Annotated in this window: 15 protein-coding genes; 13 read left to right on the top strand and 2 right to left on the bottom strand. The window is 69.4% G+C overall.

Features of this window, described 5'->3' with window-relative positions:
- The 4 genes from ACFXKN_RS21190 to ACFXKN_RS21175 all read left to right on the top strand — a co-directional run.
- The coding region (locus ACFXKN_RS21190; protein WP_379433658.1) for a hypothetical protein at positions 1-400 on the top strand (400 nt) is incomplete at its 5' end.
- Entirely contained in the window at positions 382-8,616 is an 8,235-nt protein-coding gene (locus ACFXKN_RS21185; RefSeq protein WP_379433657.1) for an amino acid adenylation domain-containing protein, read from the top strand. The genes ACFXKN_RS21190 and ACFXKN_RS21185, both read left to right, overlap by 19 nt.
- Before the next feature lie 238 nt (positions 8,617-8,854).
- Positions 8,855-10,213 carry a M16 family metallopeptidase gene (locus ACFXKN_RS21180; RefSeq protein ID WP_378944324.1) on the top strand — a complete coding sequence of 453 codons (1,359 nt, stop codon included), beginning with the start codon at positions 8,855-8,857 and terminating at the stop codon, positions 10,211-10,213.
- Between the two features lie 261 nt (positions 10,214-10,474).
- Positions 10,475-12,001 carry a tetratricopeptide repeat protein gene (locus ACFXKN_RS21175; RefSeq protein ID WP_379433656.1) on the top strand — a complete coding sequence of 509 codons (1,527 nt, stop codon included), beginning with the start codon at positions 10,475-10,477 and terminating at the stop codon, positions 11,999-12,001.
- Here ACFXKN_RS21175 and ACFXKN_RS21170 read toward each other — a convergent pair.
- Positions 11,998-12,339, bottom strand: coding sequence for an ArsR/SmtB family transcription factor (locus tag ACFXKN_RS21170; RefSeq protein WP_378944330.1), 342 nt, complete (start codon positions 12,337-12,339; stop codon positions 11,998-12,000). The genes ACFXKN_RS21175 and ACFXKN_RS21170 overlap by 4 nt on opposite strands.
- 79 nt (positions 12,340-12,418) lie before the next feature.
- Between ACFXKN_RS21170 and ACFXKN_RS21165 the strand changes: the two genes are divergently transcribed.
- Positions 12,419-13,639 (top strand): MFS transporter, encoded by a 1,221-nt coding sequence (locus ACFXKN_RS21165; protein ID WP_379433655.1) that lies wholly within the window; start codon positions 12,419-12,421, stop codon positions 13,637-13,639.
- Positions 13,640-13,681: 42 nt separating this feature from the next.
- Here the strand turns inward: ACFXKN_RS21165 and ACFXKN_RS21160 are convergent, their stop codons facing one another.
- Positions 13,682-14,077 carry a VOC family protein gene (locus tag ACFXKN_RS21160; protein ID WP_379433665.1) on the bottom strand — a complete coding sequence of 132 codons (396 nt, stop codon included), beginning with the start codon at positions 14,075-14,077 and terminating at the stop codon, positions 13,682-13,684.
- 131 nt (positions 14,078-14,208) lie between these two features.
- On the opposite strand from ACFXKN_RS21160, the gene ACFXKN_RS21155 reads away from it, so the two are divergent.
- The 8 genes from ACFXKN_RS21155 to ACFXKN_RS21120 all read left to right on the top strand — a co-directional run bounded on the left by ACFXKN_RS21155 (position 14,209) and on the right by ACFXKN_RS21120 (position 21,380).
- Complete coding sequence (locus tag ACFXKN_RS21155) at positions 14,209-15,315, top strand: alcohol dehydrogenase catalytic domain-containing protein (protein ID WP_379433654.1); 1,107 nt, start codon at positions 14,209-14,211, stop codon at positions 15,313-15,315.
- A gap of 98 nt (positions 15,316-15,413) precedes the next feature.
- Entirely contained in the window at positions 15,414-16,160 is a 747-nt protein-coding gene (gene dapB / locus ACFXKN_RS21150; RefSeq protein ID WP_378944336.1) for a 4-hydroxy-tetrahydrodipicolinate reductase, read from the top strand.
- 35 nt (positions 16,161-16,195) lie between these two features.
- Positions 16,196-16,654, top strand: coding sequence for a hypothetical protein (locus ACFXKN_RS21145; protein WP_378944341.1), 459 nt, complete (start codon positions 16,196-16,198; stop codon positions 16,652-16,654).
- Positions 16,655-16,661: 7 nt separating this feature from the next.
- Complete coding sequence (locus ACFXKN_RS21140; protein ID WP_379433653.1) at positions 16,662-17,114, top strand: flavodoxin family protein; 453 nt, start codon at positions 16,662-16,664, stop codon at positions 17,112-17,114.
- A gap of 142 nt (positions 17,115-17,256) precedes the next feature.
- Entirely contained in the window at positions 17,257-17,904 is a 648-nt protein-coding gene (locus tag ACFXKN_RS21135; RefSeq protein WP_378946157.1) for a response regulator, read from the top strand.
- A complete protein-coding gene (locus ACFXKN_RS21130) occupies positions 17,901-19,115 on the top strand; it encodes a sensor histidine kinase (protein WP_379433652.1) in 1,215 nt (404 codons plus the stop codon). The genes ACFXKN_RS21135 and ACFXKN_RS21130 overlap by 4 nt, the downstream gene beginning before the upstream one ends.
- Positions 19,115-20,140 carry a hypothetical protein gene (locus tag ACFXKN_RS21125; protein ID WP_378944353.1) on the top strand — a complete coding sequence of 342 codons (1,026 nt, stop codon included), beginning with the start codon at positions 19,115-19,117 and terminating at the stop codon, positions 20,138-20,140. Before ACFXKN_RS21130 ends, ACFXKN_RS21125 begins: the two co-directional genes overlap by 1 nt.
- Before the next feature lie 40 nt (positions 20,141-20,180).
- Positions 20,181-21,380, top strand: coding sequence for a winged helix-turn-helix domain-containing protein (locus ACFXKN_RS21120; protein WP_379433651.1), 1,200 nt, complete (start codon positions 20,181-20,183; stop codon positions 21,378-21,380).
- The last annotated feature ends 9 nt before the right edge of the window (positions 21,381-21,389 follow it).

The following is a 21,389-nucleotide window of genomic DNA, read 5'->3' as shown; positions in this document are numbered from 1 at the left end:
GCCGCTGCCACTGCCGCTGCCGCTGCCACTGGCACTGCCGCTGCCGCTGCCGCTGCCGCTGCCGCTGCCGCTGCCGCTGCCGCTGGCACTGCCGCTGCCGCTGCCGCTGCCGCTGCCGCTGCCGCTGCCGCTGCCGCTGCCGCTGCCGCTGCCTCTGCCGCTGCCGCTGCCGCTGCCACTGCCGCTGCCACTGCCGCTGCCGCTGCCGCTGCCGCTGCCGCTGCCGCTGCCGCTGCCGCTGCCGCTGCCGCTGCCACTGCCGCTGCCACTGCCGCTGGCACTGCCGCTGCCACTGCCACTGCCGCTGGCACTGCCGCTGCCGCTGGCACTGGCACTGGCACTGGCGCTGACGCTGGCACAGCCGCTGCCACAGCCGCCGTCGTGCGCCGTGGTGTCGTAAGCGACGGCTCGGCGTTCGACCTCGACATGGTGAAAGTCGCCCTGCAGCAAGCGCTTCCGGCCTACATGGTGCCGAGTGCGTTCGTTGTTGTCGGTGAGTTCCCGGTCAATGCCTCCGGCAAGCTCGATCGGCGGGCGCTGCCTGCGCCGGAGGTGGTCGCACGCGAGTTCCGTGCTCCGGCGACACCGTTGGAGCGGTTGGTGGCCGCGGTTGTCGCCGACGTGCTCGGTGCCGAACCGGTCGGTGCCGACGACGACTTCTTCGATCTCGGCGGCAACTCGCTGATCGCTACCCGGGTTGCCGCGCGACTCGGGGCCGCGTTGAACCGGCAGGTGCCCGTGGCGCGGATCTTCGAGACACCGGTCGTTGCCGCGTTGGCTGCCGCGCTCGATGCCGACGGCGGCGTGGCCCGGCTGGCCCTGGTTGCGGGGGAGCGGCCTGCTTCGATTCCGCTCTCGCCCGCCCAGCAGCGTATGTGGTTCCTCAATCGGTTCGATCCCGATTCGGCCGGGTACAACGTGCCGATCGCGGTCCGGCTCAGTGGCGTGCTCGACCTGGACGCGCTCGCCGCCGCGGTGGATGATCTCGTCGGTCGGCACGAAGTGCTGCGGACCTTCTACCCCGAGACCGCCGACGGACCGGAGCAACGGATCCTGTCCACCGCCGAAGCCGGTGTCGCACTGCGGGTTCGCGATGTCGACGCGGACGAGATTCTCGAGGCGGTGACAGCACTGGCTGCCACCACCTTCGATGTCACCGCGGGTGTGCCGTGGCAGGTGGTGCTGTACCGGATCAGCGCCGACGAGGCGGTGCTGGCCATGGTGGTGCACCACATCAGCGCCGACGGTTCGTCGATGCCGCCGCTGGTGCGTGACCTGATGACGGCCTATCTCGCGCGTCGCGAGGGTGCCGCACCGCGGTGGACGCCACTGCCGGTGCAGTACGCCGACTACGCACTGTGGCAGCGCGCGGTGCTCGGCGACGAAGCCGATCCCGAATCGGTGGCGGCCCGCCAGCTCGACTTCTGGCGCGGCGAACTCGCCGATCTACCCGATGAGCTGGCGTTGCCATTGGACCGGCCGCGCCCGGCAGTACGCACACTCGCCGGTGGGACAGTGCCGATAACCCTGGACGCGGGCACACACGCCCGGCTCAGCGCGTTGGCCAGGGAATCCGGGGCCACGCTGTTCATGGTCGTGCACACCGCGTTCGCCGCCCTGCTCGGTCGGCTCTCGGGCAGCTCCGACATCACGGTCGGTACGCCGGTCGCCGGGCGTGGCGAGGCCGCACTCGAAGACCTGATCGGCATGTTCGTCAACACGCTGGTCTTCCGTACCCGCCTGCGCGCGGGAGAGTCGTTCCGGCAGTTGCTGATTCGCCAGCGCGCGACCGACCTCGCGGTGTACGCCAATGCCGAGGTGCCGTTCGAACGCCTCGTCGAGGTGCTCGATCCGACCCGCTCCACCGCCCGGCATCCGCTGTTCCAGGTCGGCTTCTCGTTCCAGAACTTCGAGCGGGCCGAACTGACGCTGCCCGGGATCACCGTGTCGGGACTGGATACCGACAACGAGCTGTCGCAATTCGATCTGCACCTCATCGTCAGCGACGAGTACGCGGCCGACGGGACGGCCGTCGGTGTCACGGGCGCGCTCACCTTCGCGCACGACGTGTTCGACGCCGAGACCGCCACGACGATCGGTGCCCGCCTGGAACGGCTGCTCACCGCCGTCGCCGCGGCACCGCACACACCACTGGACGCCGTGGATGTGCTCGAACCCGCGGAGCGCACCCGCATCCTCACCGAGTGGAACGCCACCACCCACGAGATCGACAGCACCGCAACGCTACTCACGCCGTTCCGGGCCCAGGTCCGGGCCAGCCCCGCAGCGACCGCGCTCGTTTTCGAGGGCACGGAACTGACGTACACGGAACTCGACACCCAGGTCAACCGTCTGGCCCGGCAGCTGATCGACGAGGGTGTCGGCCCTGATGTGCTGGTCGCGCTCGCCATCCGGCGCTCCACCGCGCTGGTCGTGGCCATGTACGCGGTCATCACCGCGGGCGGCGCGTATGTGCCGATCGACCCGGACCACCCGGCAGACCGCATTGCCCAGGTCCTCGACACCGCGCGACCGCACCTGCTCCTCACCACCGCCGAGGACGAATTCGACGGACGGGCACCGGCAAGCGGCTCACCTGCCGAATCCGGATACGTCGTCACCCCGGCTCCAGTTGTCGCCGAATCCGATTCGGAGCCCGCGGCCGATTCGTTCGGGTCACCGTTCTCGGCGATCGGGAGCGATGAGGGATCGCCGATCCGGGAAGTCGATGACGTCGTCGAGACCGCGGCAGGTGCTTCGTCGGTTGGCTCGCCGACCAGGGTCGTCGTGCTCGATGGCGCTGATACTGCCCGCTATTCAGGTCTACCGGTCACAGAGTCCGAACTCCGCGCCCCCCTACGGGATTCGAACCTCGCCTACGTGCTGTTCACCTCCGGATCGACCGGCAGGCCCAAGGGTGTGGCGATGAGCCATGCCGGAGTTCGCAACCAGATCGCCTGGCTGATCGCGCAGTATGGACTCGACGGCGACGATGTGTACCTCCAGAAATCGGCGGCCGGATTCGATCTGTCGGTGTGGGGCTTCTTCGCACCGCTCGCGGCGGGTGCGACGCTGGTGCTCGCGTCCCCGGATGGTCATCGCGACCCGCGGTACCTCGCCGAACTCGTTGCCGCGCAGCGGATCACCGTCGTCGACTTCGTGCCGTCGATGCTGGCGATGTTCGCCGCGCACGCCGAGGCCGATCAGCTGCGGAGTCTGCGGCTGGTCTTCGCTATCGGTGAGGCGCTCACCCCGGAGACAGTGGGCGCGCTCCGCGTGAAATCGCCTGCGTCCGTGCACAACCTGTACGGTCCCACCGAAGCCGCCGTGTCGGTCACCGCCTGGCCCGCCGACGGCGCGACCGGGCAGACCGTGCCGATCGGCGTGCCCGAGTGGAACACCAGGGTCTATGTGCTCGACGAGCGGTTGCGACCGGTGGCTCCTGGTGTCGCCGGTGAGCTGTATCTGGCCGGTGCGCAGTTGGCTCGCGGCTACCTCGGTCGGCCCGACCTGTCGGCGGATCGCTTCGTCGCCGACCCCTTCGCCGCCGCGGGGACGGCGGGTGCCCGCATGTATCGGACCGGCGACCTCGTGCGCTGGACTCGTGACGGCGTGCTGGTCTACCTGGCGCGCATCGACTTCCAGGTGAAGTTCCGTGGTCAGCGCATCGAGCTCGGGGAGATCGAGACCGCGTTGCAGGGCTTGGACGGGGTCAGTCAGGCGGCCGCGGTGGTCTCGCCGAGCGCGACCGGTGATCGGCTCGTCGGCTACGCGGTGCCGACGCCGGGCGTCGAGCTGGATCCGGCTGCCCTGCGGTCTGCCGTTGGCGCGGTGTTGCCGTCGTACATGGTGCCGTCGGTGATCGTCGTGCTCCACGCCTTTCCGCTCAACACCTCCGGCAAGCTCGACCGGAAAGCTCTGCCCGCACCGGAATTCGTGGCCAGGCCGTTCCGGGCCCCGGTCAGTGCCGTGCAACGGGCAGTGGCCGAGGTGTTCGGTGCGGTACTCGGTCGCGAGCAGGTCGGGCTCGACGACGACTTCTTCGAACTCGGCGGCAACTCGCTCATCGCGACCAGGGTCGCCGCCCGGCTCGGCGCGGCATTGTCGACCCGGGTGCCGGTGCGGACCCTGTTCGAAGCGACCACCGTGGTCGACCTGGCAGCCGTGCTCGCGGCGTGGGCAGGCAGTGGCGCGGGGATCGCGCTGATATCAGGCGAACGACCGGCACGGATTCCGCTGTCGGCGGCCCAGCAGCGCATGTGGCTGCTCAATCGCCTCGATCCCGAATCCGCCGCCTACAACATCCCGATCGCGGTGCGGCTCACCGGCGATGTCGACGCAGGCGCGCTGGCCGCCGCGGTCACCGATGTGCTCGACCGGCACGAGGTGCTGCGCACGGCCTACCCCGCGATCGACGGGATCGGGCACCAGGCGGTGTGGGAGTTCGTGCCGGCACCGGTGGTGGAGACCGTCGATCCGATCGCGGTACCGGCGATCGTCGCGGCCGAGATCGGGCGTGGATTCGATGTCACCGTCGCACCGCCCGTGCGGGTGCGCGTACTGCGCTGTGCCACAGACGAAGTGGTGCTCGTCGTGGTGATCCATCACATCAGTGCCGACGGATTCTCCGCCGGGCCGCTGCTGCGCGACACCACCGCCGCCTACCTCGCCCGTCGTGGCGGCACCGAACCCGGTTGGGCGCCACTGGAAGTCCAGTACGCCGATTACACGCTGTGGCAGCGTGCGGTGCTGGGTAGCGAGGACGACGCCGAGTCGGTCGCCGCACGGCAGCTGCGATTCTGGCGCAGCGAACTGGCCGGGCTGCCCGGGCTGCTCGAACTCCCCGTCGACCGGCCACGTCCGGCGGTCGCATCGCACCGTGGTGCCAGTGTTGACGCTGTTGTACCGCAGTCTGTTTGGCAGCGGGTGGCGCAGGTGGCTCGTCGCGCCGACGTCAGCGAGTTCATGGTCGCCCACGCCGCGCTGGCCGCGCTACTCGCACGACTGAGTGGGACCGGCGACATCGCGATCGGTACCCCGGTGGCGGGTCGCGGTGAGCAGGCACTCGACGATCTCGTCGGCATGTTCGTCAACACGCTGGTATTGCGAACCGCGGTCGATCCGGCCGCCACGTTCTCCGCGCTGCTGCGCGAGACCAGGCGGGTGGACCTGGATGCCTTCGAGAACGCGGAGGTGCCGTTCGAGCGGCTCGTCGACGTGCTCGATCCGAAACGTTCGACCGCGCACAGCCCGCTGTTCCAGGTGATGCTGGCATTCCAGAACCTGGCCGCGAGCCCGGTCGAGGTGGTCCTGCCCGACCTCACCGTGACCGGAATGGCGGCCGACGCCGCCATCGCCAAGTTCGACCTGGACCTGGTGCTCGCCGACATCGCCGACGGTGGCTGCGCGGTGAGCCTGACCTACGCCACCGACCTGTTCGACGCCGAGACAGCCACCCGCATCGCCGACGGCTACGTGCGGATGCTCGACGCGGTGACGGCAGACCCCGGGGGCATCGTCGCCGATATCGACCTGATCACCGACGACGACCGGCGAACTCTCGAAAGGTGGTGTGACACTGAGGAGCCGGGTCGCACGTCCGGGATCGCTGCGGCATCGGACCCGCTCATCGATGGCTCCGCCGCCCAGCGCGGCACAGCGGAGTCCGGCCGTCAGCTCGCCGCGGCACCGGACGTGATGACACTGCCGGGTCAGTCCGATACGGTCGGCGTTCTGCCCGCGGCGTTCGATCGCCAGGCCGCCGCGACACCGGATGCCGTCGCGCTCATCGACGGCGACACTGTTCTCACCTACGCCGAATTCGCGGGGCGGGTGAACCGGCTCGCTCGTCATCTGATCGAACACGGTGTCGGGCCGGATTCCGCGGTGGCGGTGGCCGTGCGCCGGTCGGCAGAGCTGCTCGTCGGGGTGTACGCGGTGCTGGCGGCGGGTGGCACCTATGTGCCTGTCGATCCCGATCATCCGGCCGAGCGCGTCACCCGGATTCTGCGGATCGCACAACCGGCCTGCGTGCTCACCACCGGCCGCGATGGCGCCGAGCTCCCGCTGCGCGGGTTCGATGTGGTTTCGCTCGACACGGTGGACCTCACCGCCTACTCGGCGGGACCGATCAGCGACGCCGAGCGAGTGCACCCGCTGCTGCCGGAGCACACCGCGTACGTGATCTTCACGTCCGGATCGACCGGCCTGCCCAAGGGCGTCGGCGTCCCACATCGTGCGATCGTCAACCAACTCGATTGGCTGGCACAGCGTTTCGGATTCGCCGCCGGTGACACCGTGCTGCACAAGACACCGACGACCTTCGACGCCTCGATCTGGGAACTACTGCTGCCGCAGCGGGTCGGCGCCCGGACGGTCATCGCCCGCCCCGGCGGCCACGGCGATCCGGCCTACCTGGCCGCGCTGATCACCGAACACCGCATCGACACAGTGCAATTCGCGCCGACCTTGCTCGCGGCGTACGTCGCGCACCTGGTGCAGGCACGCGCCGATCGGAACGCGTCCGCTACCGCGGGCCGAGCGTTCACCGCTGACCGAGGTGACGTCGGAGGAGGACCGCTCGCAGGAGCGGCAGAGCAAGGCGCAACCCGGTCGCGGCTCGCCGACGACTTCGTGGGTGATTCACTGCGTCGGGTCTTCGCGGGTGGCGAGGCGTTGCCCGCTGCGCTGGCACAGCAGGTGCGGGCGCTGATGGGGGCGAAGGTGGTGAACCTGTACGGGCCCACCGAGACCGCGGTGCAGGTGAGCAGTCACGTGGTGACCGACGACGACCTCGTCACGGTGCCGATCGGTGCACCCGTGTGGAATACCGGGCTCTATGTGCTCGATGCCCGGCTGCGGCCGGTGCTGCCGGGGGTCACCGGCGAACTGTATGTCGGCGGTGCACAGCTCGCGCACGGGTATGTGGGGTCGGCCGAACTCACCGCTGAGCGGTTCGTGTCCGATCCGTTCGGAGCGGTCGGTGCGCGGATGTACCGCACCGGCGACCTCGTCCGACTGCGTGGAAGGGGCACTCCCGCACTGGAATACGTCGGTCGCGCCGATCTGCAGGTGAAGCTCAACGGGCAGCGCATCGAGCTGGGCGAAGTCGAAGCCGCACTCCAGCGGCAACCGGGGGTCGCGCAGGCCGCGGCCGCCGTAGTGTCCGGGGTCGGCGCGGATCGGCTCGTCGCCTACGTCGTCGCATCGCGTTGCGAGGAGTTCGAGCGTGCCGGTGCCGATGACAACCCGAGCGGCATTGTCGGTGCGGTTGGTCGTGCCGCTGACGCTGCTGCTGGTGCTGCTGCCGATCCGAGCGCTCGAGCTGCCGGTATGGCGGCCGGTGCGAGTGCTGGAGCTGCCGATTTCACGGTGGCGCAGGGCGGTTCGTTCCTCGATGCGGCAGCGCTGCGTGCGGCGCTTGCCGTGGAATTACCCGGCTATCTGGTGCCCGCGGTGGTGCTCGAGCTGGACGCGTTGCCGGTCAACGCCTCCGGCAAACTCGATCGTGGCGCCCTCCCGCGCCCGGAACTTCGCCAAGCCACCTATCGGGCGCCGATCACCGCGACCGAGCAACTCGTGGCCGGCGCGTTCGCCGGCGTGCTCGGACTGGACCGAATCGGCATGGACGACAACTTCTTCGACCTCGGCGGCAACTCGCTCACCGCGGTCCAGCTGTCCTCGCGACTGAGTGAAGCGCTGGGCAGTGCGGTGCCGGTGGCGTGGTTCTTCACCGGCCCCACGCCCGCTGTCGTCGTGGAACGGCTACGCGCCGAAGATGATTCGAGCGACGACGCGTTCGCGGTACTGCTACCGCTGCGTGCGGGCGGCACCGGCGCACCACTGTTCTGTATCCACCCGGTGGGCGGTGTGTCCTGGTCGTTCGCCGGACTCACCCGCCACCTCGACCCGCAGCGCCCGATCTACGGGTTGCAGTCGCCTGCCCTCACCGCCGACGAACCGCTGCCCGGCACCATCGATGCCTGGGCGCAGCGCTACATCGCCGCCATCCGCGCAGTGCAGCCGCAGGGGCCGTATCACCTGCTCGGCTGGTCGCTGGGTGGGTTACTGGCCCACGCCGTCGCCACCGGCTTGCAAGCCGGTGGCGAGCAGGTGGCGCAGCTGGCCATGATGGACAGCTGGCTCGGCGACGGACCCGAACAGACTCCGATGCCCACTGTCGGCGACCTGCTCGGCGGCCTGGCCGGTGACGATCTCGCCTTCGACACCGACGGTCTCGCCGCCGCGGCCGCGGGTATCGGCGGACCGCTGGCCGCACTCGACCGCGCCCGCATCGCCCGCATCATCGACGCCGCCACCGCCTCGATGCGGATGGTCGACGACTATCGTCCACGGCCCTTCGACGGCGACCTCGTCTACTTCGCGGCCACCGTCGACGATCCCAGCGGATCGCGGGGCGCGGCGAGTTGGGCCACCGCGGTCGAGGGCACAGTCCACCGGCACGGGATCGACGCCACGCACTGGGCGATGGCGGGTGAAGCGGCGCTCGCCCGGATCGCGGACGTTCTCGACGGGTCCGGATCCGGTGCCCGTGGGTTCGCGAGCGAGAACCCGACGACGAGGGCCGATGCGCGGGCGGGGGCGATGGGCGCATAGAATCGCGGAGTCGGCCTTCGTGCCTACTGCCTGCACAATGAGGCATTTCCGCGCACGTCGCCAGCTCCCGTTCGAGAGGTCGAGGAACCATGCCAGAACAGCCGTCCGGTGGGATCGGGTGACGACGTCGAAGCTGACAGAATCGGAAACCGCGTCCGATGTAGACGCCGCTATCGGGGATCGGGTGACAGAGCCGAAGTTGACCGAATCGGATACCGCGTCCGATGTAGACGCCGCAATGGGGGATCGGGTGACAGAGCCGAAGTTGACCGAATCGAATTCCGAATCCGCTGATGATGTCTCCACCGACGGTGGGGTGCGCCGCACCGTGCTGCCCGGTGGCCTGCGCGTGGTCACCGAACACGTGCCCGGCGTGCGCTCCGCCTCCATCGGGGTGTGGGTAGGGGTCGGTTCGCGCGATGAGGGCCCCACCGTGGCAGGCGCCGCGCACTTCCTCGAACACCTGCTGTTCAAGGCGACACCGACGCGTACCGCCCTCGACATCGCGCAGTCCATGGACGCGGTCGGCGGCGAACTCAACGCGTTCACCGCCAAGGAACAGACCTGCTACTACGCCCACGTCATCGACGAGGACCTGCCACTGGCGGTCGACCTCGTCTCCGACGTGGTGCTCAACGGTCTGTGCCGCGCGGTCGACGTCGATGTGGAGCGTCAGGTGGTCCTGGAAGAGATCGCGATGCGCGACGACGACCCCGAAGACCTGGTTGCTGACTCCTTCCTCACCGCCATGTTCGGCGACCACCCCATCGGGCGCCCGGTGATCGGCAGCGTCGAATCCATCGAGAACATGCAGGCCGCACAGCTGCGCGGCTTCCATCAGCGCCGCTACCGGCCCGAGCGCATGGTGGTCGCGGTGGCGGGCAATGTGGAGCACGAGCGTGTCGTGGAGCTGGTGCACCGTGCGTTCGGGCCGCATCTCGACACCGCCGCCGAACCCGCGCCGCGGCGCGAGGGGAAGTTCCGCGCGCAAGGCGCGCCCGGTCTGATCAGGATCAATCGCGACAGTGAACAGACCCACCTCGCCTTCGGCGTGCGGGCATTCGGCAGGCACGAAGGCCAGCAGCGCTGGCCGCTGTCGATCCTCAACACGATCGTCGGCGGGGGTCTGAGTTCCCGTCTGTTCCAACGTATTCGGGAAGAGCGCGGCCTGGCCTACTCGGTGTACTCGAGCGTTGACACCTTCGCCGACACCGGCTCGTTCTCGGTCTCGCTCGGCTGCCAGCCCGAAAACCTCGGACAGGTCACCACGTTGGCGCGTGACGTGCTCGACGAGATCGCGGCCAACGGTGTCACCGACGCCGAATGTGCCAGGGCCAAAGGCTCTTTGCGCGGCGGACTGGTACTCGGCCTCGAGGACTCGGCATCCCGGATGAACCGAATCGGCCGCAGCGAACTCAGCTACGGCAACCACCGCAGCGTCTCGGCGACTCTGGCCCGCATCAACGCCGTCACCACCGACGAAGTCAGCGAAATCGCCCGCACTCTGCTCGCCCGTCCTTACGGTGCGGCGGTCTCGGGCCCGTACCAGCGCACCCGTGACCTTCCGGCCTCGGTACGAAAGCTCGTCGAACGCTGAGCAATTCGGCCGGACTCGGTCGTCATGGTGCTCGTGAACGGCGACCGGTGTCCGGCCTGGCAGTCCCTTCCTCGGGGTGGGTGCGTGGGGATGCCGGTCTCGCGGACCGAGCGTGGCACCTGGGACCGCGGTCGACGGCGGCGACGCGTCGGCCGGCTGGTCCGCGTCTGACGCAGTGCTGTGGTGTGCTCGGGCGCCTGGGCATCAGATCCAAAGCCGGTACGGTGAATTCGGATAGCGCACAGGGGGAGGGGTTCAGTTATGCCGGTGCAGGTGGCGCTCGAGCGGGCACGCGTGGCCCAGGAGATCGGGCGGATCGAGGAGGCGCGGCAGATTCTCGGAACGGCGCTGCTCAATGCGCCAGAGGATCCGTACCTGCTCGTCGCGCTCGCGGATATCGCCTACGAACTCGACGAATATGACGACACGCTGCGCTTAGCGGGACAGGCCCTGCGCGCGAATCCTGATTCGTCCGGGGCGCACCACACGGTGGCGCTGGCGTACGCGATGCTCGACAACTGGGATCTGGCGCGCGAACACGGCCACACCGCGGCCCGGCTGCGCCCGCACGACGCGGCGACGGCACTGCTGCTGGCCTGGCTGCACAGTAGCGGTCCGCGGCGCGACCCGGAGCAGGCGCGCGCGGCGTCGGCCCACGCGACGGCGCTTGCGCCCAACGACGCGCAGGTTCACTTCTCGGCGGCACAGACCTATAAGCGGCTGTCCGACAGCCCCGCGGCCGAGCGCCACGTCGCCGCCGGACTGGCCATCGACCCGACCCACGTCGGCCTGCTCGGCATGCAAGCACGCGCCGAATTTGCGGTCGGCGGCGTCGAGGGCGGCCGCGCAGCCGCGATCGCGACACTGCGCGGTCTGCTCGCGAACGTGCCTACCGATCGCCAGGCCGGTCGGCTGCTCGCCGAGGTGCACTGGCGTGCGCTGCTGCGCCTGGCCGCATGGGTGTGGGCGTTCGCGGGATGCTATGCGGCACTGGCGATGTGGCTGCCGGCGATCGCGTTGCGGGTGCTGGCGCCGATGATGTTCTTCGCGTTGCCGCTCGCCTGGTACGGGGTGTTTCGCAAGCTGCGCAAGCAACTACCTCCCGGATACCTGCGAGCCAGGGTGATGCGGCCGCGGGCGGTGGTCGCGCTGGCCGCGGTGGCATTGTCGGCGGTGCTGGTGGACCTGGGTGCGATCGCGATGCGCTCGGAATTCGTCGCGCTGGTTCGGCTCGGCGGCATTGTGCTGGTACTGGGGGTGCTCGGTGCGGCCTTCGGGCATCTGCTGCTGTTCACGGCGTGGATGCGGCCCGGGCGCGATGACCCCGACCCTGACGACGGTGAGGATTTCGCGGGATTTCAGATCTTCGTGCTCGTCTTGTTCGTGGTGCCGTTGGTGATTGTGGTGGCGTTCCTGCGCGGCTGGGCTCGTCAGCCCGCGGTGTTCGGTGCGCTGGTCGCGATTGTCGGCGTGGTCGTTCTCACGCTGCTGGTCGAGGCGGCGATCGCGGGCTGGCGCGACAGGCGCAACTACCGTCGGTCGTGGCCGACCCTGGTGATCGTGCTGATCATTCTCGCCATGATGGGTGGCTCGGGTGGTGCGGTGTGGTGGGGTGGCGGCGAGATCGTCCACGGGGAAACGCGCGGGCGGGACCTGGTGGACAAACCCGCGACGTCGACGTCGACGACTACACGTCGTCCGCTTCCGACGCTTCCGACTCGGCTATTGCAGACGCCGAACCGGCCACTGCCGAGCACGACGGTGCCGCCACCGACGACCGAACGCTAGCGAGCAGGCGAGGCATCGGCTTGGTTGGCGGCGTCGACGATCGAGGGGAGTAGGCCGGGCAGGGCGTGCTCGATGGCGTCGGCGCGCAGGTTTTGGAAGGTCTGGCCGTCGATGGTCAGGCGCTCGATCAGGCCCGCTTCGCGCAGGATCTTGAAGTGGTGCGTCGCGGTGGATTTATTGATCGCGTCGTAGAGGGCCGCGCAGCGGATGGGGGCGGCCGCGTTGCTCAGGCGCCGGACCATTTCCAGGCGGACGGGGTCGTGCAGGGCGCCGAGGACGGTGGGGAGCGCGGCGACGGGCATGGTCGGCGCCGGGGCGAGATCTTTAGCCTGTGTCATGAGTTACCTCACTCGGGGGTTTGATAGTCATCATACTCGGCGTAGCCTGAGTCTCGTTCGATGTGATCAAACTCTGCTGATGGGGGCCGCTGTGGCAGCGACAACGATGGTGCCGGTCGAGGCCGGGCAGCGCTGGGCGTACGGGCTCGTCCTGGCCGCGAGCGCGGTGGCGCTCGGGGTTTCCGGGGCGCCCGCTCCGCTCTACGGGATCTATGAGACCGAGTGGCACCTGTCGCCGCTGACCACGACCATGGTTTTCGCCGTCTATGCCTTCGCGGCGCTCGGTGCGGTGCTGGTCTCCGGGCGGATCTCCGACGTGGTGGGCCGCAAGCCGGTGATGATCGGCGCCTTCGCCACCATGATCCTCGGACTGGTCGTCTTCCTGCTCGCTGACTCGGTGCCGATGTTGTTGCTGGCCAGGGCATTGCATGGCACGGCAGTCGGGGCCACCGTCGTCGCCGGCGCCGCGGCGCTGCTGGATCTGCGGCCCGAGCGTGGAGCGCGGTCCGGGCAGCTCAGCGGGGTGGCGTTCAACGTCGGCATCGCGATCGCCGTTCTCGGCACCGCGGTGCTCGCGCAGTACGCGCCATCGCCGTTGCGCACGCCGTATGTGGTGATCACAGTCATCTGTGTGGCCGCGGGGGCAGGCATTCTCGCCCTTCGTGAACCGCACACCACTCGGGTGAAGGCACGCATCACCATCACGAAACCGTCTGTCCCGCACGAGATCAGAGCTGACTTCTGGTTCTCCGCGATCGGCGTGATGGCCGCCTGGTCGGTGCTCGGTGTGCTGCTGTCGCTGTATCCGTCGCTGGCCGCGGCCGAAACCGGCGTGCACAACCTGGTGTTCGGTGGCGTTGTCGTCGCGAGCACCGCGCTGGCAGGCGCGCTGGCGCAGTTGCTGGCCACCCGCGTTCCGGCCCGTCGCGCCGCGGTGATCGGCGACCTCGGCATGGCGGCGGCGCTACTCGCGACTATTCCGGCGCTGGCCACGAAAGAGCCTGCGGTAGTGATTCTCGCGGGTCTGGTGCTCGGCGCCACCTTCGGTCTCGGTTTCGGTGGCTCGTTGCGGCACCTGTCCGAAGTCGTTCCGCCGCATCGCCGTGGCGAGACCATGTCGGCGTTCTATCTGCTGGCCTATTCGGCGATGGCATTGCCGACGTTGGCAGCGGGCTGGGCGGCGACGACCTGGGGACTCACCACGGTGTTCCCCTGGTTCATCGTGGGCGTCTCGGTGGCGTGTGTCGGCGCCGCGCTGCTGGGTCTGCGCGGGACCAGGGCTGCCACGAAAACGGCGTGACACGCAGGCCGGTCCCGCGGAAAGCGGGACCGACCTGGGTGATTACTCGGGCCAACCGCCGTATGGAACGGTGATCAGTTCCAGGAAGTGGCCGTTGGGGTCGAGGAAATAGACGCCGCGACCGCCGTCGTTGTGATTGATCTCGTTGACCCCGTGTTTCTGGGGGTCGGCCCAATGGTCCAGCTTGTAGCGCTGGATCTTGGCGTAGGCCGCGTCGAACTCGGCCTCCGAGACCAGGAACGCGTAGTGCTGTGGCTGGATCTCGGAAATGAAGGGCGGAACCTTGGCGAAATCGAAGGCCGCGCCGTGATCGAGGGCGATCGGAATGAACGGCCCCCACTCTTTTCCTATGTCCAACCCGAGGATGTCCGCCCAGAACTCGGCGGTCTCCCGATTATCGCGACATCCGACAATGGTGTGATTGAACTGCACTGACAGTGGATTTCTCCTTGTTTTGTGATGGCACCGACCCTGGGCTCGGAGGTGGCCGACAGGAGCACCATCACCGAGATCGAGGTTAGCGACAGATCCCGGAATCTGTAAAGGGCTCTCGCGGTAGCGTCGCGAGCATGAGGATTCGTGGAGCCGTTCTGGAACGGATCGCCGACCCGGCGCCGTTCGCCGATTCGCAGCCGATCACCGTGTGCGACCTGGAATTGGCCGAACCGGGTCCGGGCGAATTGCTCGTACGGATCGAAGCGGCCGGGCTGTGCCATTCGGATCTGTCGGTGGTGGACGGCAATCGGGTGCGCCCGGTACCGATGCTGCTCGGCCACGAAGCCGCGGGCATCGTCGAATCGATGGGCGCCGGTGTCACCGATGTGACGCTCGGGCAGCGGGTCGTGATGACGTTCCTGCCGCGCTGCGGTGACTGCCCTGGCTGTGCGAGCAACGGGCGCACGCCGTGCGGTCCGGGCAGCGTGGCCAACAACGCGGGCGAACTGCTCGGCGGCGGGCGACGGCTCACCCGCGACGGCGAGCAGGTGCAGCACCACCTCGGCGTCTCCGGCTTCGCCACGCACGCGGTGGTGGACCGGCGTTCGGTGGTGCCGGTCGACGACGATGTGCCGCCCGAGGTGGCGGCGGTGCTCGGTTGCGCGGTGCTCACCGGCGGCGGTGCGCTGCTCAATGCGGCGAAACCCGGTGCGGGAGACCGGATCATGGTGGTCGGCCTCGGCGGGGTGGGGATGGCGGCCGTGCTCGTCGCGGTCTCGCTCGGTCTCGGTGAGGTGATCGCCGTCGATACGGTCCCCGAAAAGCTGGCGCTCGCAAGGGAATTCGGTGCTACTTCGGCCTGCACGCCGGCCGAAGTAGCCGAGCGGGGTGTGGTGGCCGAGGTGGTGATCGAAGCCGCCGGCAACGTACGCGCGTTCGAAACCGCCGTCGCCGCAACAGCACCCGGTGGTGTCACCGTGACGGTCGGCCTGCCCGCGCCGACCGCCACCGCCGCGATCTCGCCACTGGCGCTGGTCGCGCAGGGCCGCACCATCATCGGCAGCTACCTGGGCTCCGCTGTCCCCGCCCGTGACATCCCCGAATATGTGCGGATGTGGCGTGCGGGCAAGCTGCCGTTGGAGCGGCTGGTCTCGGCCCGTATCGGACTCGACCAGGTGAACCAGGCCATGGACGATCTCGCGGCGGGTGCGGCCCTGCGGCAGGTCATCGTCTTCGACTGACACCTCGGCGAGCCGGATGGTGTGAGGTCGGCGCCGCGGTCGGGTCGGGTGCTCGATAGGCTGCCACGAGCAAGCTGAGTCGAGGACGAGGAGATGCGGTGACCATTCGGGTCGGAGTGCTCGGAGCACGCGGCAAGGTCGGGCAGGCGATCTGCGCGGCGGTGGAGGCGGCGCCCGATCTGGAGCTGGTGGCGCAGGTCGACAAGGGTGACGCGCTCGAGACGTTCACCGAGAACGGCACCCAGGTGGTCGTCGATTTCACCCACCCCGATGTGGTGATGGGCAACCTGAAGTTCCTGATCGAGAACGGCATCCACGCGGTCGTCGGCACCACCGGCTTCGACGAGGCCCGCCTCGCCGAGGTCCGTGGGCAGCTCGCGCAGCAGCCCGAGGTGGGGGTGCTGATCGCGCCGAACTTCGCCATCGGCGCCGTACTGTCGATGCGTTTCGCCGAGCAGGCGGCGCGGTTCTTCGACTCGGTCGAGGTCATCGAGCTGCACCACCCGAACAAGGCCGACGCGCCATCGGGCACCGCCTACCGCACCGCCGCGGTGATCGCCGCGGCCCGCGCCGAGGCCGGCGTCGGGATCAGCCCCGATGCCACCACTGCGGAACTCGAGGGTGCGCGCGGCGCCGACGTCGACGGTGTGCGGGTGCATTCGGTGCGCCTGGCCGGGCTCGTCGCCCACCAGGAGGTGCTGTTCGGTACGCAGGGTGAGACCTTGACCATCCGCCACGACTCCATCGACCGGTCCTCGTTCGCGCCGGGTGTGCTGCTCGGGGTGCGCGAGATCGCGGGGCGGCCGGGTCTGACCGTCGGGCTCGACCCGTTCCTGGATCTGTGAGTACCTCCGACGCGCAGCGACCTGGTCGGCAGGTCATGAGAACCGTTGCGGTCGTGGCATTTCTGGTTGTCGCGCTGCTGTTCTACTTCGTCCGGCTCGGCGGGCTCGCCATCGCCTACATCGCCGACGGCACGTTCGCGGGTATCGCGATCGGCATCGGGATGCTGCTGCTGCCCATTGTCGGTATCTGGATCCTGTGGGCGACCTTGAGCGCGGCGTTCGATCATCAACGGCTGGCCCGGCGGATCCACGAGGAGGGCCTCGAGGTCGACACCTCGGCACTGCCGCGTCGACCCTCCGGCCGGATCGAACGCGACGCGGCCGACGCCCTGTTCGCCCAGATCAAGACCGAGTGGGAAGCCGACCCGGACAACTGGCGCTCCTCCTACCGGCTCGCCCGCGCCTACGACTACGCCGGCGACCGCGGCCGCGCCCGCGACACCATGCGCCGCGCGGTGGCACTGGAAAAACTGGAACGCGACCCAGGAGAGTAGCGAGCCCATGGCCCGGTTGCTGATCATCCACCACACCCCGTCGCCGCATACCCAGGCGATGTTCGAAGCGGTCCTCGCCGGGGCGAGCGACCCGGAGATCGAGGGGGTCGAGGTGGTGCGCCGGGCCGCGCTCGCGGTCACCGCCGTCGACGTGCTCGAAGCCGACGGATACCTGCTCGGCACCCCGGCCAACCTCGGCTACATGAGTGGCGCGCTCAAACACGCGTTCGACACGATCTACTACCCGTGCCTCGACTCGACCGGCGGCCGTCCGTATGGCCTCTTCCTGCACGGCAACGAGGGCACCGAAGGCGCCGAGAGCAGCGTGGAGCGGATCACCACCGGGCTGGGCTGGCAGCGTGCCGCCGCGGCGGTCGTGGTCTCGGGACCGCCGAGCAAGGCTGATCTGGAGAAATGCTGGGAGCTCGGCGCGACCGTCGCCGCCGGTCTGATGGACTGAATCGGGTCCGCCCCGAATTTTGGTGGGCTGACACGCGGGCTCGGGATGCGGTAGAACTCGAGGCCGACGTGTTGCGGGCTGGCCGCGGTGGGTGTTCGAAGATGGGGAGTGGTCGGTGAGCGAGTTGGAACAGACGCGCACGATGGCACGGGTCGGTCTGGTGGAGGACCACGAGTCCGTGGCGATCGGGTTGGCGGCCATGCTCGGTCCCGAACCCGATCTGGAACTGGTGGCGGTGGCGGAATCGGTCGCCGGGCTGCTCGCCGAGACCACCGACCTCGATCTCGTCGTTCTCGACCTGCGTCTGCCCGACGGGTCGACGCCCGAGGACAATGTCACCGCACTGCGCGAACGCGGCATCGAGGTGCTGGTCTTCACCGGCGCCGACAACGCCTTTCTGGTCCGCTCCGCCGCCAAAGCGGGCGTGCTCGGGGTGCTGCGCAAGTCCGAGAGTGTGGCGACGGTGGTCGCGGCGGTGCGCCGGGCCGCGTCAGGGGAGCAGGTGGTGACCACCGACTGGGCCGCCGCCATCGACGGTGATCCGAAGCTCTCCGATGTCGGGCTCAGCCCGCGTCAGGAGGAAGTGCTGATGCTGTACGCCTCGGGGGAGAAGGCCTCGCGGGTGGCCCGGCTGACCGGGTTGTCGGAGCAGACCGTCAACGACTACCTGGGCCGCATCCGGCAGAAATACTCCGACGCGGGCAGGCCGGCCCCGACCAAGACCGATCTGTACAAACGGGCCGTCGAGGACGGGTGGCTGCCCGTGCCGGAGAGGCAGCAGCGCACGTGAGTGATCTCGCGGTCGCGACGGCGCCCGCACCGGTCGGCGACGCCGAACTCTCGCGGGCGGCGACCGAACAGATCCTGCGCAGGCTCGGGCTGGTGATCGGGACCGGCGCCATGATCGTGATGGTGCTGGAACTGCCCGCGGTGGTGGTTCAGCCCGTCAACCAGTCGATCTGGCCGGAACTGCATCTGGTGTCGGCGTATCTGATGTTCGGGGTGCTGGCGATCGTGTCGGCGCGTGGCCCCGCCTACGGGATCCGGCGCACCGCCGCCGCCGCCGCAGTGTGTTATCTCGCGGCCACCGTGGCGACGCCGCTGGTGTATTCGGTGGTGCACATCGGTTCGTTCGCGTCCTGGCCCTATCGCGGGCTGGCCGTGGGTGTGATGGCCGCGGGGCTCGCGTGGCCGCGGCACGGTGCGGCCGGATTCGGGGCCGTGCTCGCGGTGGCGACCAGTGTGTCGAATGCCCTTGTCGTGCCGGGCATTTCGCTGTGGGCGATGTTCGGCGACATCACCAGGGCGCTCGGCGTGGCAGCACTGTTCCTGTGGTGTGTGGTGTACGCGCGCGCCGCCGCCGAACGTGTCGACCGGGAAGCTGTTCGGCAGCGCAGCCGGGCGGCGGCGGTCGCGGCGACGGCGGCCAGGGAACGCGAGGGGGCGCGTTTCGCGGCACTCATCCACGACGCGGTGCTCTCGACGCTGCTGGAAGCCTCGCGTGCGCAGCAGTCCTCGTCGGTGCTGCGCAACCAGGCCGCGCGCACCCTCGAACAGCTCGAGCAGTCGCGGACCGCGCCCGAGATCGAGCACCTCGACGCCGCCGCGGCGATCGAATTCCTGCGCGAGGCGGTGCGCGAGGTGGAGTCCGAGATCCCGGTGCAGGTGTCCTCGCGGCGCGCGGCTGATCTGTGCCTGCCGATCGAGGCCGCACAGGTGCTCGGAGCCGCGCTCTCGGAGGCGGTGCGCAACAGCTTGCGCCACGCCGACGTCGCGGGCCGGACGGTGCGGCGCGGTGTGGCGGTCACGATCGCCACCGGGGGGATCCGGGTGGTGCTCTCCGACGACGGCGCCGGGTTCGACCCGGCGCGGGTGTCGGCCGATCGGATGGGGATCGCAGGCAGCATCCTGGGCCGGATGCGCGCGCTCGCCGGTGGCGCGGCGTTCGTGGAATCGGCTCCGGGCGCGGGGACCGTGGTGACTCTGGTGTGGGGTAGTTGATGGTCGAGCGTGATCTGCCGTTCGCGATGCGCGACCTGTTCGGCCTCAGCGACGGCACGGCGTGGCTGTTCGTGGTGATCTTCGAAGCCACCATCGTGATGTATCTGCGGGTGAATTTCGATATCGCGCCGCCGGCGGCCGCGTTCGGCGCGCTGGTGCTGATGACCGTGGCGGCGCTGGTGGTGCTGGTATTCCCGGTGGATCCGCTGCCGTGGCCCGCCACGATCTTCGTGGCGTGCGCGGGGCCTGCGGCGATGGCGCTGACCGTGCCGTGGCTCGAGAGTGCGTCGGGGTTCTCGCACCAGCTGTGGACCGCCTATCCCACGTCGTATCTGCTGGCGATATTGGTGCTGCGCGGGCGGATAATGGCGGCCTGGCTCGGCGTGGCCGCCGCCGCGACGGTGCTGATCACGCTGGGCGTGTTCACCGCCTGGCATGCCGAAACCGTGGTGCGCGCGCTGACCCCGATCGCCACAGTGGGCGCGGTGACGGTGTTCATGTCGATCATTCGACCCACCCAGCGGTCGCTGCGGGAACTGCGCAGCGAGGCCAACCGCCGGGCGGCGACCGAGGCCGCGCTGGCCGCGGCCAACGCCGAACGTGATCGTCAGCTGGGGGCCCTCGACCGGGTGGCGGGGCCACTGCTCGCCCGCATCGCCGCGGGGATCGAACTCACCGACACCGAACGTGAGCAGTGCAGGCTGCTCGAAGCCGAACTGCGCGACGGTCTTCGGGCCCCGCAGCTGGTCACCGACCGGCTCAGCGCCGCGGCGCGCGGGGCCCGATCGCGCGGGGTCGAGGTCACCCTGCTCGACGACGGCGGCTTCCGCGGTGTGCCGGAATGGGTGCGCCACAATGTGATCGAGGCCGCGGTCGGCGAACTCGAGATGGCGGGAGCGGGCTCGGTGACCGTACGGGTCCTGCCGGTCGGCAGGCGCTGGGTGGCGACCGTGCTGGCTGCCGCGCCGGGCGGGGACCGACGGACCGAGATCGATACCGCGGGCGAAGTTCGGGTCTCCACCTGAGCGCCGATAACTTGTCGGACCCCTGTGTCAGGCTCAGGCAATGCAGCGGATGAATGCGGCGCAGGCCCGTCGAACGGCACTGGCCGCGCAGGGCTTCGGCAAGCGCAGGCCGACCAACCCCAAGCGTCGGGCCGTACTCGATGTCGTCGCCAGAACTCGTCTGCTGCAACTGGATTCGGTGTCGGCGGTGGTGCGCGCGCACTACGCGCCGGTGTTCAGCCGGATCGGCCCCTACGATCGCGGCCTGCTCGACGGCGCCGCCTGGAGCGACAGCGCGAAGGCCCGGCGCGGGCTGGTGGAGTACTGGGCACACGAGGCCGCGCTGATCCCGGTCGCCGACTGGCCGCTGATGCGCTGGCGGATGGCGGAGTACCGACACGGGCGCTGGTCGGGAATGCGCAAGGTCGTCGAACGCAATCCGACCCTGGGCAAGGACATTCTCGATGTCGTGACCGAGGTGGGTGCGGCGAGCGCGGGGGAGATCGAACGTCATCTGGAGCTGGACAAGCCGCGTCCGAAGGGGACCTGGTGGAACCTGAGCGACACCAAGATGATCTGTGAGCAGCTCTTCGCCGCGGGCGAGCTGTCCACCGCGCGCCGGGTCGGGTTCGCCCGTCACTACGACCTCACCGAACGGGTCGTTCCGGCCGATGTGCTCGACCGGGAGATCGGCGAGGACGACGCCGTGCGCGAGCTGATCCGCCGGGCAGGCCGGGCCCTCGGCATCGGCACCGAGGCCGACCTGCGCGACTACTACCGGCTGGCCCGGCGCCAGAGCACCCCGGCGATCGCCGAACTGGTCGACGCGGGCGAACTACTGCCGGTCGACGTCGACGGCTGGGACGCGCCCGCCTACCTGCACCCGGAAGCCGCCACCCCGCGCCGGATCACCGGGACCGCATTGCTGTGCCCGTTCGATCCGCTGATCTTCTTCCGCCCGCGCACCCAGCGGGTCTTCGACTTCCACTACCGGATCGAGATCTACACCCCCGAACCCAAACGGGTGCACGGCTATTACGTCTTCCCGCTGCTCGTCGACGGCAAGCTCGTCGGCCGGGTGGATCTGCGCGCCGAACGAGCCACCGGCCGGCTACTCGCCCCCGCCGCGTTCGCCGAACCCGGCTACGCCACCGCGGAGACCGCCCAGGCATTGCGCGGGGCGCTGCGCGAAATGGCCGACTGGCTCGAACTCGACGAAGTCGTTATCGGCGAACGCGGTGACTTGGCCCCGCTGCTCTGATTCTGACGT

The sequence above is a fragment of the Nocardia sp. NPDC059195 genome (assembly GCF_042754695.1).
GTDB lineage: Bacteria > Actinomycetota > Actinomycetes > Mycobacteriales > Mycobacteriaceae > Nocardia.
Note: the sequence above shows the minus strand (reverse complement) of the source record. Positions and strands in the feature narration are given on the sequence as shown.